The following is a 14,665-nucleotide window of genomic DNA, read 5'->3' on the forward strand; positions in this document are numbered from 1 at the left end:
AAAACATGAAGCTAGGCATGAGTTCCTATAGTTTAGTAGGTGCTATCCAGTCTAATGAACTGTCAATTGTTGACGTAATCGATTGGACAGCTGAACAAGGGGGGGAGCATGTAGAAATTGTTCCGATTGGTTTTAATCTAACGGAGTCTGAACATTTAATTGATGAGATCGTTGCGAAGGCAAAAGCATGCAAAATTGATCTTTCAAATTATGCGATAGGAGCGGATTTCTTAAAAGAATCAAGGCATGCGTTTGAGGAAGAAATAAAAAGAGTGAAGGAACAGGTAGACATTGCTAATCGACTTGGTGTGAAGAAGATGAGGCATGACGTATCCTTTAAACCACCCGTACAGGCTACGATTGAGCAATTTGAAAAAGATTTGCCGACCTTAATTGAAGGCTGCCAGATTATTGCTGACTATGCCTCTGACTATGGAATAACAACAAGTATTGAAAATCATGGATTTTATATTCAATCAAGCGATCGGGTTAAACGATTCATTTCTGAAGTAAACCGAGAAAATTTCAAATTAACACTGGATACGGGGAACTTCCTTTGTGTTGATGAGAGTCCTTATGCAGCCGTATCAAATACCGTTCATTTGGCCTCGATGATCCATGTAAAAGACTTTTATGTACGTAAGGCATCAGAGTTTAATCCGGGAGAAGGATGGTTCCAGACAACGAATCAAAACTACCTAAGAGGTGCGATTACAGGACACGGGGATATTTGCTTGAGAGATGTCTTAAACGTAATAAAGCGCTCAGGTTACGATGGTTTCATCTCAATAGAGTTTGAAGGACTAGAGGAATGTAAGAAGGCTGCGGCGATATCTCTTAATAACGTGAAGAATATGTGGTATGAGTTACCGAATGAAAAAGAAGGGGTGTACATAGGATGAGTGTCATTAAGATTGGGATTATCGGAGCAGGCTCGATTTCTGATATGCACTTTGATTCATATGCCACAAATTCTCAAGTAGAAATTTATGCCGTATGTGACCTCAATCAGTTAAGAGCAGAGGAAAAGGCAATCAAATATGGGGCACAACATGTTATGACTGATTATCACGAGCTGTTAGCTTTAGATGAGCTGGATGCGGTCAGTATTTGTACATGGAACAACTCTCATGCAGAAATTGCTATTAGTGCATTAAAAGCCGATAAACATGTGTTGGTTGAAAAGCCATTATGCAAAACCGTAGAAGAAGCAGAAGCCATACAAAAAGCTGTGAATGAAAGTAATAGGAAGACACTTCAAGTTGGTTTTGTGCGACGTTTTGCATCAAATACTCAGGTATTAAAAACGTTTATTGATGCTGGTGATTTAGGAGATATTTATTATGCAAAGGCTTCATGCTTACGAGTCTTAGGCAATCCTGGTGGTTGGTTTGCCGACCAGGAACGATCTGGAGGCGGTCCGTTAATTGATTTAGGTGTTCACGTCATTGACCTTTGTTGGTATTTAATGGGTAAACCAAAGGTTAAATCAGTGACTGGCAACACATACAACAAGTTGGGGAACAGGGCCAACATCCAAAACAAATCTTATTACAAAGCTGCAGACTTTGATTCGAATAAGAATGATGTAGAGGACTTAGCTAATACACTGATTCGATTTGAAAATGGAGCTTCGTTAATGGTTGACGTTAGTTTTACACTTCATGCTAAAGAAGAGAAGATGGAGATTCATTTATTTGGTGAGCGAGGCGGAGCTCAGATTGAGCCAGCTCTCGAAATTGCTACTGAGAAGCACAATACAATGTTAAATTTGGTTCCTCAAATGGATAGTCGGACATTTGATTTTGCAAAAGGCTTTCAAGATGAGATTAATCACTTTGTAGAGTGTGTACAAGGGAAGCAAGAAACAATTAGCCCCGTTGAGGATGGTGTTGAGATCATGAAGATTTTGACCGCTATCTATGACTCTAGTAAAACAGGTGCAGAGATTCAATTTTAAAGCATTTCTACAGACGTTTAATTGGATAAGGAGGCAGCCTGATGAGTAATCTTGATCTAGCAATTCCTTCGCCACAACAGGTAGCTTGGCAAAACTTAGAGCTTGGACTATTTGTTCACTTTGGCTTAAATACATTCTTAAATCAGGAGTGGGGAGACGGAACCGATTCCCCACAGGTCTTCAATCCCACCTCCTTAGATGCTAAGCAATGGGTCAAAGTAGCCAAGGATTTGGGTTTTAAGTACTTTATGCTAACGGCAAAGCATCATGATGGGTTTTGTTTATGGCAAACAGAAACAACCAATTACTCAGTGAAAAGCAGCCCTTGGAAGAATGGAGAAGGGGACGTAGTGAGAGAATGCGCAAATGCGTGTGAGCAACTTGGAATGCCCTTTGGACTCTATATCTCTCCTTGGGATCGACATGAGCCTTGCTATAAAGATAAAGATGCCTATGATTCGTTTTATTGTAAACAGCTAACGGAGTTACTCACAAAGTATGGACCTATTATTGAAGTATGGTTTGATGGTGCCGGTTCTGAAGGGCGAGAATATAACTGGGAACGAATTATTGGAACTGTGAAGAAATATCAGTCTGATGCAATGATTTTTAATATGGGCCAGCCAACAATCAGATGGGCTGGAAATGAAGATGGCATTGCTCCAGACCCTTGCTGGAACTCAAGACAAACTTCTAAAATAAGTTTGTTCTCAAAAGAAGAATCAACCTGGTTGCCTGGAACTCCTGAATGGCTACCAGCGGAGTGTGATGTGCCAATTAGAGGAGATCATTGGTTCTGGCATGAGCATGATGAGGAGAGATTGAGATCAGTTGGTAATTTGTTAGAGATTTATGAGAAGTCTGTTGGGCGAGGAGCAAATCTATTATTAAACGTGGCCCCAGATCATCATGGACTTATCCCTGAAGTAGATATTGAACGTCTTAATGAATGGAAAACTAAGATCAACCAAGCTTATACGAAGCCAGTAGCTTCATCCTCAGGCAGTGGGTACGAGCTAACACTTGAGCTTGGTAAAGACAGTAAAATAGGTGCAGTAATTCTTAAGGAAGAGATCCGAATAGGTGAAAGAATCCGGTCATATAAAGTCGAAGCCTTGCTTCATGAGACCTGGCATACTGTAACTAAAGGGTCAGCCATTGGACATAAGCGAATACACAGATTTCAAGCAATTGAGACCAATAGGCTTCGTTTAACGATTGACGAAACCGTAGGAAAACCAGAAATAATTGAATTCTCTGCTTTTATTTCTGTGAATCTACAAAACAATCAATGACATTAAATGCCTTCATGCTATACTAACAAAAAGGAGGGGTGTCACATGTTCGGAATCCATCAAATGTGAACGCTTTACTGATTTATCTTTTTTGACTCTGTATTGATAAGAATTTAATCAAAAAAGATAAATGAGGAGAATGTGATTATGGATAAAAAAATGCTAGAAACAAAGGTAGACGCAAAGCAAAAAGAGATTGAATTTTCAGGTACTGTGTTAGTAAAGACAAAAACGGATACGTGGACAAAGAGCTATGGTTGGTTAAATCGTGCGGAGAAGATACCAAACACAGACCAAACACGCTATGGTATAGCATCTGGATCAAAACCGATCACAGCTGCAGCTATTAGCTTGTTGATGGATCAGGGGAAACTGACGCCAGACGATCGATTCATTGATCTTGTAGACCACTCGTTTCCACACTTTGATCAAACAATCACCATTCATCAATTACTTACTCATACATCCGGAGTGCCGGATTATTTTGATGAAGATGTAATGGATGATTTCGAAGAGCTTTGGGTGAAACACCCGATGTATCTTATTCGAGAGTTAAGCGACTTTCTTCCATTATTTCAGGATGAGAAGATGAGGTCAGAGCCTGGCACACAATTTCACTACAATAATGCAGGGTATATTCTGCTTGGACTTGTAGTAGAGAAAGTAAGTGGGGTTCCGTTTGATCAATTTGTTCAAAAACAGATCTTTGATCCTCTAGGTATGAACGATTCGGGTTACTTTGAACTTGACTCATTACCAGAACGGACGGCTTTAGGATATATTGAAAAGCCAGACGGTGGCTATCGTACCAATGTCTATAGTTTGCCGGCTAAAAGCGCTTCTGATGGTGGCGTGTTTGTCACGGCAGGGGATATGCAAATCTTTTGGGATGCAATTGTAGGTTATAAGCTTTTAAGCGAAGAAGCAACCAAGCGCTTTCTGACTCCTCACGTGGAGGAAGACGATGGATTCTTTTATGGATATGGTCACTATATGGAGGTAGATCAATCCATCATTCGTCGCCACATCATGATGGGTTATGACCCAGGTGTTAACTTCAGGGCAGCGTTCTTCCCTCAATCTGGTGTGAACATTATTGTTTGTTCAAACCTGTCAGACGGAGCTTATGAGATCATTACAGAAGTACAGGAAATGCTTGAATGATAAAATAAGAAAAGCCCCTGCTCACTGTTTTTAGTGAGCAGGGGCTTTTTGTCATTAGTTTGTTTCTATGCTGCTTTCCACATGATCGATACCAGCTGTTGTAATCTCTAGGCATAGGTTATCGCGGCCTTGTCTTTCTGTATGGATCAGGCCTTTGTCTTCAAGATACTTATAAGCTAGTTCTTCCTCAACCTTTGTATCAGTGACAGTAATCGTCATCGGTTGTCCCGTGTGATTAAAATGATGCTGATACAAACCCTCTAATAATGTGTCACGAAGCTTCTTTCTTTCTTTGATGGCTTCCAAAAGTGATCTCCTCCTAAATGTTCTTATGATTGCCATTCCCCGTGAGATTTTATATCAAACTGAATTTTTAATATTTATCTGGAAATTTGTTTTTTCGTCAAAGTGTCACCATTCAATGTCAGCATCATATGGTACATAAGGCTATATAAAGTAGGGGGAACATGAATGGGACATTCCTTCAAATCAGGAGCGTTGTTTTTTATCGTAGTCATTATTTTTATCTTGTTTAGTATCGGCGCTGGTCGATCTGATTCAACTTTAGGAAGTGATGAGATCATATCAACTTAAGTGGAGGGCTTAGTGAATGGGTAAGGACAACAATCAATATGACGGCATGTTTTCAAATTATAGTTTGTCTCCACAACAAATCGCTGTAATTACCGGTATTTTATTAGATGCTCTGGTTGTTCAAGCCGTTTTAGTTGATAACAATCAACGAGTGGAGATTGTGCTTGAGGGGCATTTATCTGAAAAAGGAAAAGTAAATTCAGTGGTTAATGACATTTATCACATGAAGTTTGGTGAGATCTTTAATGGGTTTCCAAGAAAATAGAATGGATAGAAGAAGCTTCCTCAGGATACCCTTAACATGTCCTGAGGTTTTTTACATAATTCAATCTAGTTTAGGAATAAGTTGACGGAATAGGGGTATTAAACATCTTAACGAAGTCGCGTCCTCATACGTTCCAGTGAACCCCTTTCATTATGAAACGATGACTAGTATACTAAATGTGGACGAGAAAAATGAATGTTCTTGTCTCTAAAAGGAAGGTCAAAAATGAATAAGAGAACCATTCAAGCTGAAATGTCTAGTTTTGTAGGCAAATTGTTAAGAGATAACTTTGGTAAAGGTCCATCCTCTGTGTACGTATCGATTAAAGAACCCTTTATTACGATGCATTTAAGAGAATTCCTCTCACCAATGGAACGTGTCTTAATGGCTCAAAACAAAGATTTAAAGGTGGAAGAGATTAGAGATCTATTGATGAATGAACTTCTTCCTGAAATCAAAGCTACACTCTATGCTAATCATAATCTGAAAGTATCAGAGTTATACTACGATTGGTCTTTACATAATCGCTCTGGAATTATTATTGGTGTGATTGATGATAACAAGGATCAAGCCGCTCACATGCTGGAGGACTATCCAAATAAAGCCGCCATCCATAGAGAAATTGAACAGGTGAGCAAACAGGCTGAAAAATTACCAGATGCAGTCAATTCGTGTTATCTGAATGATCGAACATTGATTGTAAGACGCGAGGGAATTCTGGTTCGTATTGAAAAAGAACTGATTCGTGGAGGCTTCATCGAGCCACTAAAACTAACGAAACGTCATTTAGAAAAGAGTCTTCTCGAAACCGGAGACTTTAACGATATGTTGAATGCTGAAATCATGGACATCTTTGTTGACTGGGATTTCATTGAAGATATAAGTTATATTGTATTTATTTTAAAGCCAATTCAAAATCAAGGTAGCAACGATTCAGACAATTAGTGCTGAACGTAAGCCGAAAGGGAGAATTCTCCTTTTCGGTTTTTTTTTATGAAGAAAGGGGAACATTACTATGAAATATCTAATTGATACAACGCAGAAACTTATACACAGGTCCTCCTTCGTCCGTGATTCTTGTGCATTTCATACGACGACACTTGAAAGCAGAGAAAGTACTCATAGTGAGGCGTATGTTCAGAAGCTCATTAATGAACAGAACTATAAAAAGTGTGAGCGATGTTATTCGACTATCTATAGAAGAGACTTCTAGAAAGGAATCTGTATGTTTGGCTTATATGATTTATTTAGATTAATAGTTGCAGCGATTGTGATCCTTCCGATTACGTCAGTCATAAGAGAATCAGGTTACTATTTAGCTGTTACAATCCTCGGTGCCAAAGAAAAGAAATTGATTGTTGGAAGCGGACCAATCTTATTTTCATTGCCAACAATTGAAGTAAGAAGATATTTCTTTATGTATAGTTGGATCGAGTACGAGGAACTGAATCCAAAGAATCGTTTTTGGCATGGGTTTATTTATGCATCACCCATCATCGGTCCCCTTCTCCTAGGGCTTGCAATAAATATGATGCTAGCAAATGGTGTCATTGAATCAAACGTGTTTTGGAGTACATTCCTCTTTTACATCTTCTATTATATCTTCTTTGATGTGATTCCGGTTTATTTACCAGATGGGCAGCCAACAAATGGACGGGCGATCTTTGATTTAATCTGGCATGGAGAGCGCTCTGATTACAAAAAAGCAAGACTCGAGAAAGAGAAAGAAGAACAAGAGAACAAATCTGAAGAAGACTCTGCTAAGAATTCCGAAAAAGAAGGATATACTGAAGCTCAGGAAGAAACGATCGAGAACCGTGACCGTGACCAAGAGACAAGGGAAGACCACACAGACCCCTCTCATAACCAATCATCTTCTGATAGTGAATCAAACAAAGGCTATACAGAACAACAGGAGGAGACGATTGAAAATCGTGATCGAGATCAAGAAGAACGCTCTGACCATACAGAACCAGAGAAAAAAGACTAGGTATCTCTATTCATATATGTTAGACTACTGGTATATTTAACCAAGTAGAGCGTGGAGGTGAGAGCTTGATCATCGTTAATGATCGTTTAACCTTGAAACCCTTAAAGGATGAAGATATGCATCCGTTTTGGGCGCTTGCTTATAAGGATAAGAATCCAGAATGGAAGAAGTGGGATGCTCCTTACTATGAGCATCAAGCTATTACATACGAGGACTTCATGAAGAAGGTAAGTACTCATTATCTTGAGCAGGAAGATGTGTACGGAATATTTGAGAATCGGCGTTTAATTGGCACGGTTTCTTACTACTGGGAGCATAAGCCGTCTAATTGGCTTGAGGCAGGAATTATTATCTATGATTCTACTCTATGGAATAAGCAGTACGGAACGCCATGTTTTAAAGCCTGGATTACGCATTTATTTGAGACTCTGTCATTGGTTAGAGTAGGTTTCACAACCTGGTCAGGAAACAAGCGAATGATGAGGCTCGGAGAGAAGCTGGGGATGACACTCGAAGCAAAACTTCGAAACTGTCGATTGTATCAAGGCGAGTATTATGATTCCATTCGCTACGGTGTCTTAAAAGAAGAATGGTTTAACTAAAAAGAGTCGCCAACTCATTGTGCGATTCTTTTTCGTATATTTAGAGGGGGGAAGAGTGGATGGGTTTAGAGATGAGAAAAAGCTGTGAACGCTGTAACAAAGCGCTTAAAGATCATTTGATTGCCTACATTTGTGTACATGAATGTACGTACTGCAAAGATTGTACAAGCGAAGTTAAGAATATTTGTCCTAACTGTAATGGAGAGCTTGTACGCAGGCCAAAACCGCCGATACATCAACACGTTTAAGTTTAGTCGAGTTTAACCATATGACATTTGTCATACGGCTCATATGATAAGTACTACTTACGCTTTTTCCCGAATGCACTTATAGTTACGTTATAAGTAAGTGACGGAGGAGACTGATATATGACTCACACTGACCACATTCAAAAAACAAAAAAGTTAACACAACAAGTACTTCAATATGCTAAAGGTGAGAATAAAAGTAGTATTATACAACTAATGAATACATTTATCCCATTTATTGCTTTATGGGTAGGCGCATACTTCTTAATGGAGGTTTCGTATCTTCTATCGCTTCCACTTATTGTAGTGGCAGCTGGATTTCTCATTCGAATCTTTATTATTTTTCATGATTGTTGTCATGGATCGTTTTTTAAAAACAAACAAGTGAATCATATTCTTGGAACGCTAACAGGTGTCTTGACGCTGTTTCCTTATCTACAATGGAAGCGGGATCATTCGATTCATCATGCAACAAGCAGTAACCTAGACAAACGCGGAACTGGTGACATCTGGGTAATGACGATTAGTGAGTATCAGGAAGCTTCTAAAAGAGAGAAGTTGATGTATCGACTGTATCGTAATCCATTGGTGATGTTTGGACTTGGACCTGTTTATTTATTCTTACTTAAGAATCGATTTAATCGAAAAGAAGCACCGCGCAAAGAGCGGATCAACACCTATGTAACAAACCTATGTATTGTCTTTTTAGCTACTGGTACGTGTCTGCTTGTTGGCTGGCAGGCGTTTCTAATGATCCAACTTCCAATCTTCTTTATTTCTGGGATGCTAGGCATTTGGCTTTTCTACGTACAACATACCTTTGAAGATACGTACTTTGAGGAAGACGAAAATTGGGATTATGTAAAAGCGGCTGTTGAAGGAAGCTCATACTACAAACTACCTCCACTATTGCAGTGGCTAACTGGGAATATTGGCTATCACCATGTGCATCATCTTAGCCCAAGAATTCCGAACTATAAGTTAGCAGAGGCTCACAATAAGACCGAGCAATTAAAAAATATTCCAACGATCACTTTACGAACGAGTCTCACTTCTTTAAAATTCAGACTCTGGGATACAGAAGAAAAACGATTTGTTGGTTATAATGTACTAAAACAAGTTTCTCAGAGTACAGTGAACCGTTCTCTAACATGATAGGATGATTACTATGCTAGAAAAAATGCAGAAATTTAATCTTCATACCTATAGTGGAATATCGCCTTATATCTGGGCGGTATTCTTTGTTCTTCCGTTCTATTTTATTTTTCAATTTTCATTTGAAGTAGATATCATTTCAAGTGTCATCCTAGTCGTTAGCTTTTTCATCTTCTATCGAATTGCCTTTCTTTCTAAGGGATGGCTTGTCTATGTATGGCTCTTTCTTTTAATGGGTATCTCGACCTCGACCATTCTTTTATTCGGCTACACCTTTTTTGCCTTTTTCATCGCTTACTTTATTGGTAATATAAGGGACAAGCGATCGTTTTATTTGTTATACTTTATTCACTTAGTCGCTACATCATTTGCGATTAACTATGGAATTATTAATGAACCAAGCTTATTTTTACCACAGCTGGCATTTGTTATTATTGCCTGGATTAGTGTTATCCTTCTGCCGTTCAGCACACATAATAAAAACGAGCGTGATGTGCTTGAGCATAAGCTTGAGAATGCGAATGAGCAATTATCTGAGCTAATCAAGGTTAAGGAACGTCAACGAATTGCAAGAGATTTGCATGACACACTTGGGCAAAGCCTTTCTATGATTGGACTTAAGAGTGAGCTAGCCCGAAAGTTGATCTACAAAGATCCGGAACAAGCTGCAATAGAAATTAAAGAGGTCCAGCAAACAGCCAGATCCTCATTAAATGAAGTAAGAAAGTTAGTTTCATCGATGAAGGGCCTTCGATTAAGGGATGAACGAATGTTATCAGCTCAGATGCTAAAAGCTGCGCACATCGACTGGAGCTGGCATGAGGAAGACACAGATCTAGTATCTAACATCCAATTAATTACGGAGAACATCTTAGCCATGTGTTTAAAGGAAGCTGTCACAAATGTGGTGAAGCATAGTAACGCAACAAGCTGCGAAGCGTCTATTCAGACGAATCAAGGCCAACTTCTCCTGATTGTAAGAGATAACGGGACATTTAAAAAGACAGAGAATGATCTTGAGAAGGGTAATGGCCTTGTAGGGATGAGAGAGCGCTTGGAATTTGTAGATGGCAGCCTTGAAATTAACTCTGAAAATGGAACAGAGCTTCGAATTCAAGTGCCATATGATATTAAAATAATCTACAAGGATGGGAATTCATGATAACAATCTATATAGCCGAAGACCAACAGCTGTTGCTTGGTGCACTTGAAGCATTGCTAAACCTTGAAGATGATATGAAGATTGTTGGGAAAGGAAAGACAGGACAAGAAGCCGTTGATTTTGTGAGTCAGCACCAGCCGGATGTGTGCATCATGGATATTGAAATGCCGACAAAAACAGGGCTTGAAGCTGCGGAAGAATTAAAGCTTCTTGAATTTGATACGAAGGTTGTTATTCTTACGACGTTTGCACGGTCCGGGTATTTTCAACGTGCTCTTCAAGCGGGCGTAAGTGCCTATTTACTAAAAGATAGCTCAAGCGACGAGCTTGCTCAGGCCATTCGACACGTAGTTATAGGGAAGCGTGTGTATGCGCCTGAATTAATGGATGACGTCTTTCGCGAGACAAATCCGTTAACTGAACGAGAGAAAGAAGTTCTTTCATTAATTGCAGAAGGAAAAAGCACAAAAGAAATATCTGCCGAACTTGACCTCAAGCTCGGAACGGTGAGAAATTACGTCTCTGTTATTTTAGAAAAGCTAGATGTAAAAAATCGCATCGAAGCAGTGACACATTCAAAAGAAAAAGGCTGGTTTAACTAGTCACCTTACTCACCACGAGCAGCAGCATCGGCAATGACTGTGACGCGCGGGTGTCGTTTTAAAATGGATGCAGGAACAGCTTCTGTTTCTTCTCCGTGTAAAAGGTGGTGCAAGGCATCCTTCTTGCTCTGACCAGAGATTAACAACAGAATTTCTTTGCTTCTCATGATACTTGCGATACCCATCGTAATGGCGTGGGTCGGAACCTCTGCAAGAATGTTGAAGAATCGTGCGTTTGCCTTACGAGTTGTTTCCTCAAGCTTTACAATATGAGTGGTGGACTGAAAATCAGTTCCCGGCTCGTTAAAGCCAATATGTCCATTACTTCCAATCCCAAGAATTTGTATATCAATTCCCCCATGAGAATAGAGAGCATCTTCGTAAGCTGCACATGCGACTTCTGGTTCCTTGATATTACTTTCTGGTATGAAAACCCGCTCGTCCCGTATATCAATGTGTTCGAAAAGCTGCTCTCTCATATAGGTGTGGTAGCTTTTGGGGTGGTCATATGAGAGACCAATGTATTCGTCTAAATTAAATGACGTGACTTCTTGATATGACGTTTGGTTTTTTTTGTGATCTTCTACTAATTGCTCATATAGACCAACTGGTGTTCCTCCTGTTGCAAAGCCAATATTTATAGCAGGGTTCTGTTTTAAATGCCTGAGTACATACGCTGCAGCTTTTACACTCATATCCTCGTAATCCCGTGCTTTAATGATTTGCACCCGTAATTCCTCCTTCTTGTACATACGCACATTTGCCCTGGCAAAAAGTCATAACGACTTCATTTGATTGACCTAAAATAACAAGGTCTGCATCTTTCCCAACAGAAATACTTCCCTTTTGATCGTAAACGTTTGCTTGCTTTGCTGGATTTACAGACGCCATTTGTACAGCCTCTTCTAAAGAGCATCCAGAAAAATTCATCATATTTTTAAGCGCTTGATTGAATGTGACCACACTTCCTGCTAACGTTCCATCACTTAACAAGGCTTCTCCTTCCTTCACATTGACAGATTGACCTCCCAAATCATATGATCCGTCCGGCAATCCCTTGGCTCTCATCGCATCCGTGATAAGTAGTAACCCCTCAGAACCTTTCTGTTTAAAGGCTAACTTCACAATCTCAGGCCGAACATGAATTCCATCTACAATCAACTCTGCTTTAAGTGAATCGTGTAGGAACGAGGCTCCTACAACACCAGGCTCTCGGTGGTGAACTCCACTCATCTGATTAAAAAGATGAGTCACCTGACTAGCGCCTTTCTCCATCGCTTCATCAACCTCATCGTATGTAGCATTTGAATGGCCGATTGATGGATTAATCTTTTGTTCGTTTAGGTAAGTAACTAACTCTAAGCCACCTTCCATCTCAGGAGCTAACGTAACGATTTTAATAGAGTTTCTTGATAGAGAATGCCATTTTTTAAATGTATCTATACTTGGTGGAACGATATGTTCAACTGGCTGTGCTCCCGCTTTAACAGGATTTACAAAGGGGCCTTCAAGGTGGATTCCAAGAATTTCAGCCTGGCCAGGTTGTTGATAGGAGTGAATATATTCACCGACATGGAACAGAGCCGCCTCAATGGCCGGAGAACTTTGTGTCATTGTTGTTGCAAGGAAGCTGGTTGTTCCTTCCTTTGGAAGATTTATTGCAAGGGTCTGCAAGGCTTCAGAGGTCGCATCCATTGCATCTGCACCATATGCACCGTGGATATGAATATCGATGAAACCAGGTATCAACTTGTAATCAGATGGGAGTTCAATCAGTTGAACATCAGTAGAAAGCAAATCTAACTCATTGATTGAGCCAAATGCTGCAATACGTTGGTTCTCGATTAGCAAGTAACCGGATTGGATGATTCCGTCTTCAGTGTAGACATTCATTCCTTTTAGGATGATCGGTTTTTGAGTTTGTTGCATCATACATGTCTCCTTATTTTCCATAATCTAAAAATAAAAAGGATCAATGAGAGGAAACCATTTTATTTGTTTCAAGCTTTTAGTATTGTTAAGAGATATCCCTTTTAAACATAACATAGTTATAATTTATGAGTGAGGTAGAATGTAAAAAAAGAATTGAAGGAGATACTGCGATGATGAATTATCTTCAAAGAATAGGGCGTTCTTTAATGCTGCCGGTAGCCGTCCTTCCAGCTGCCGCCATTTTAATGGGAATTGGATATTGGATTGATCCAACTGGATGGGGCTCTGAAAATGTGTTTGCGGCCTTTTTAATTATAGCTGGTGAATCTATTATTGAGCATATTCCTATTTTATTTGCAGTGGGTGTCGCTTTAGGAATGTCGAAACAAAAAGACGGGGCTGCTGCACTTAGTGGACTGGTTGCCTATTTGGTCATTACAACATTGCTTTCAACAGAATCTGTAGCGTTAATTCAAGGAATTGAAGTAGAGAACGTGAATATGGCTTTTGGTAATATTGAAAATGTATTCATCGGTATTATATCAGGAATCATTGCTTCTATTATGTTTAATCGTTTTAGCCATGTTCAACTACCAAGTGCCCTTGCATTTTTTAGTGGGAAGCGATTGGTTCCGATTCTCACATCAGCTGTTATGATTCTTGCATCTGTATTTTTTTATATGGCATGGCCAACTGTTTACAACGGACTCGTTGCTTTTGGAGAGTCTATAAGTACATTAGGAGCAGTGGGTGCAGGTATTTATGGTTTTGTAAACAGACTGCTCATTCCCATTGGGCTACATCACGCGTTGAATGGTGTCTTCTGGTTTGACCTTGCTGGGATCAATGACATCGGAAACTTTTGGTCCGGTACAGGAGTGAAGGGTGTTACAGGTATGTACCAAGCGGGATTTTTCCCAATTATGATGTTTGGGATACCTGCAGCTGGTCTAGCGATGTACCATACTGCTAAAACAAACAAGAAAAAGGTTGTCGCTTCACTTATGCTAGCTGGCGGGTTTGCAGCTTTCTTAACTGGAGTAACTGAGCCAGTTGAATTTGCCTTTATGTTTGTTGCGCCATTGTTATATGTTGTCCATGCACTCTTAACAGGATTGTCTTTTGCCATTGCAGCGTCCTTTGAATGGACAGCTGGATTTGGGTTTAGTGCGGGATTAATTGATTTTGTCTTAAGCTCACGATTACCGATGGCCAACCAACCGTATATGTTACTGCTTCAAGGTCTTTTCTTCTTCTTGTTATACTACTTTATTTTTAAATTCCTAATTTTAAAATTTGATATTAAAACGCCTGGTAGAGAAGAAGAGGAAGTAGAAGATGTGGCTCCTACAGAAGAACCTTCTACTGACCGAAACCAATCATTTAACGAAATGGCTACAAGGATTTACGAGGAATTAGGTGGACAGAGCAACGTCACCTCGATTGATAATTGTGTCACGAGACTAAGGCTAGAAGTAGAAGATCCCTCAATCATTGACTCATCAAAACTAAAAGCCATCCATGGCGTATCAGGATTCATCGTTACAGGGAAAACCAGCGTTCAAGTTGTTGTCGGAACGCAGGTTCAATTTGTTGCTGATGAAATGAAAAAGATAAGTAAGGAATAAGCTGGCTCCTATAAGAGGCTGGGACATAACTAAAATCAATTAGAAAATGGCGGATGATTCGATTGTAG

Annotated in this window: 17 protein-coding genes; 14 read left to right on the forward strand and 3 right to left on the reverse strand. The window is 39.7% G+C overall.

The genetic code is table 11. The annotated features are described in order from the left end of the window. Positions 1-5 precede the first annotated feature (5 nt). The 4 genes from NSQ54_04155 to NSQ54_04170 all read left to right on the forward strand — a co-directional run bounded on the left by NSQ54_04155 (position 6) and on the right by NSQ54_04170 (position 4,419). Entirely contained in the window at positions 6-902 is an 897-nt protein-coding gene (locus tag NSQ54_04155) for a sugar phosphate isomerase/epimerase (protein WYP27315.1), read from the forward strand. Next, complete coding sequence (locus NSQ54_04160; protein WYP27316.1) at positions 899-1,960, forward strand: Gfo/Idh/MocA family oxidoreductase; 1,062 nt, start codon at positions 899-901, stop codon at positions 1,958-1,960. The genes NSQ54_04155 and NSQ54_04160 overlap by 4 nt, the downstream gene beginning before the upstream one ends. A gap of 41 nt (positions 1,961-2,001) precedes the next feature. After that, positions 2,002-3,255: an alpha-L-fucosidase gene (locus NSQ54_04165; GenBank protein WYP27317.1), complete on the forward strand. Its 1,254-nt coding sequence runs from the start codon at positions 2,002-2,004 to the stop codon at positions 3,253-3,255. Between the two features lie 147 nt (positions 3,256-3,402). After that, complete coding sequence (locus tag NSQ54_04170; protein ID WYP27318.1) at positions 3,403-4,419, forward strand: serine hydrolase; 1,017 nt, start codon at positions 3,403-3,405, stop codon at positions 4,417-4,419. Positions 4,420-4,473: 54 nt separating this feature from the next. On the opposite strand, the gene NSQ54_04175 is transcribed toward NSQ54_04170, so the two are convergent. After that, positions 4,474-4,725, reverse strand: coding sequence for a hypothetical protein (locus tag NSQ54_04175; GenBank protein ID WYP27319.1), 252 nt, complete (start codon positions 4,723-4,725; stop codon positions 4,474-4,476). A gap of 165 nt (positions 4,726-4,890) precedes the next feature. On the opposite strand from NSQ54_04175, the gene NSQ54_04180 reads away from it, so the two are divergent. The 9 genes from NSQ54_04180 (at position 4,891) to NSQ54_04220 (ending at position 11,037) form a co-directional block, all read left to right on the forward strand. Then, entirely contained in the window at positions 4,891-5,013 is a 123-nt protein-coding gene (locus tag NSQ54_04180; protein WYP27320.1) for a hypothetical protein, read from the forward strand. Positions 5,014-5,029: 16 nt separating this feature from the next. Beyond that, positions 5,030-5,278, forward strand: coding sequence for a hypothetical protein (locus tag NSQ54_04185; protein WYP27321.1), 249 nt, complete (start codon positions 5,030-5,032; stop codon positions 5,276-5,278). Between the two features lie 225 nt (positions 5,279-5,503). After that, positions 5,504-6,223, forward strand: coding sequence for a Na-translocating system protein MpsC family protein (locus NSQ54_04190; protein ID WYP27322.1), 720 nt, complete (start codon positions 5,504-5,506; stop codon positions 6,221-6,223). 280 nt (positions 6,224-6,503) lie between these two features. After that, positions 6,504-7,268, forward strand: coding sequence for a hypothetical protein (locus NSQ54_04195; GenBank protein WYP27323.1), 765 nt, complete (start codon positions 6,504-6,506; stop codon positions 7,266-7,268). A gap of 65 nt (positions 7,269-7,333) precedes the next feature. Then, positions 7,334-7,870 carry a GNAT family protein gene (locus NSQ54_04200; protein ID WYP27324.1) on the forward strand — a complete coding sequence of 179 codons (537 nt, stop codon included), beginning with the start codon at positions 7,334-7,336 and terminating at the stop codon, positions 7,868-7,870. A gap of 71 nt (positions 7,871-7,941) precedes the next feature. Next, positions 7,942-8,118, forward strand: coding sequence for a DUF1272 domain-containing protein (locus NSQ54_04205; protein ID WYP28494.1), 177 nt, complete (start codon positions 7,942-7,944; stop codon positions 8,116-8,118). A 120-nt stretch (positions 8,119-8,238) separates the two neighbouring features. Next, entirely contained in the window at positions 8,239-9,273 is a 1,035-nt protein-coding gene (locus tag NSQ54_04210) for a fatty acid desaturase (GenBank protein WYP27325.1), read from the forward strand. 13 nt (positions 9,274-9,286) lie between these two features. Beyond that, positions 9,287-10,435 carry a sensor histidine kinase gene (locus tag NSQ54_04215; GenBank protein WYP27326.1) on the forward strand — a complete coding sequence of 383 codons (1,149 nt, stop codon included), beginning with the start codon at positions 9,287-9,289 and terminating at the stop codon, positions 10,433-10,435. Next, positions 10,432-11,037: a response regulator transcription factor gene (locus NSQ54_04220; GenBank protein WYP27327.1), complete on the forward strand. Its 606-nt coding sequence runs from the start codon at positions 10,432-10,434 to the stop codon at positions 11,035-11,037. The genes NSQ54_04215 and NSQ54_04220 overlap by 4 nt, the downstream gene beginning before the upstream one ends. 5 nt (positions 11,038-11,042) lie before the next feature. On the opposite strand, the gene nagB is transcribed toward NSQ54_04220, so the two are convergent. Then, the gene (nagB, locus tag NSQ54_04225; protein WYP27328.1) at positions 11,043-11,765 is read right to left on the reverse strand and encodes a glucosamine-6-phosphate deaminase; all 723 of its coding nucleotides are present in this window, start codon (positions 11,763-11,765) and stop codon (positions 11,043-11,045) included. Next, complete coding sequence (gene nagA, locus NSQ54_04230; GenBank protein ID WYP27329.1) at positions 11,752-12,966, reverse strand: N-acetylglucosamine-6-phosphate deacetylase; 1,215 nt, start codon at positions 12,964-12,966, stop codon at positions 11,752-11,754. Before nagA ends, nagB begins: the two co-directional genes overlap by 14 nt. Positions 12,967-13,139: 173 nt before the next feature. Here nagA and nagE point away from each other — a divergent pair, with 173 nt between their 5' ends. Continuing rightward, positions 13,140-14,597 carry an N-acetylglucosamine-specific PTS transporter subunit IIBC gene (gene nagE / locus NSQ54_04235; protein ID WYP27330.1) on the forward strand — a complete coding sequence of 486 codons (1,458 nt, stop codon included), beginning with the start codon at positions 13,140-13,142 and terminating at the stop codon, positions 14,595-14,597. Positions 14,598-14,665 lie beyond the last annotated feature (68 nt).

This window comes from Alkalihalobacillus sp. FSL W8-0930 (assembly GCA_037965595.1).
Taxonomy (GTDB): Bacteria; Bacillota; Bacilli; order Bacillales; family Bacillaceae_D; genus Alkalicoccobacillus.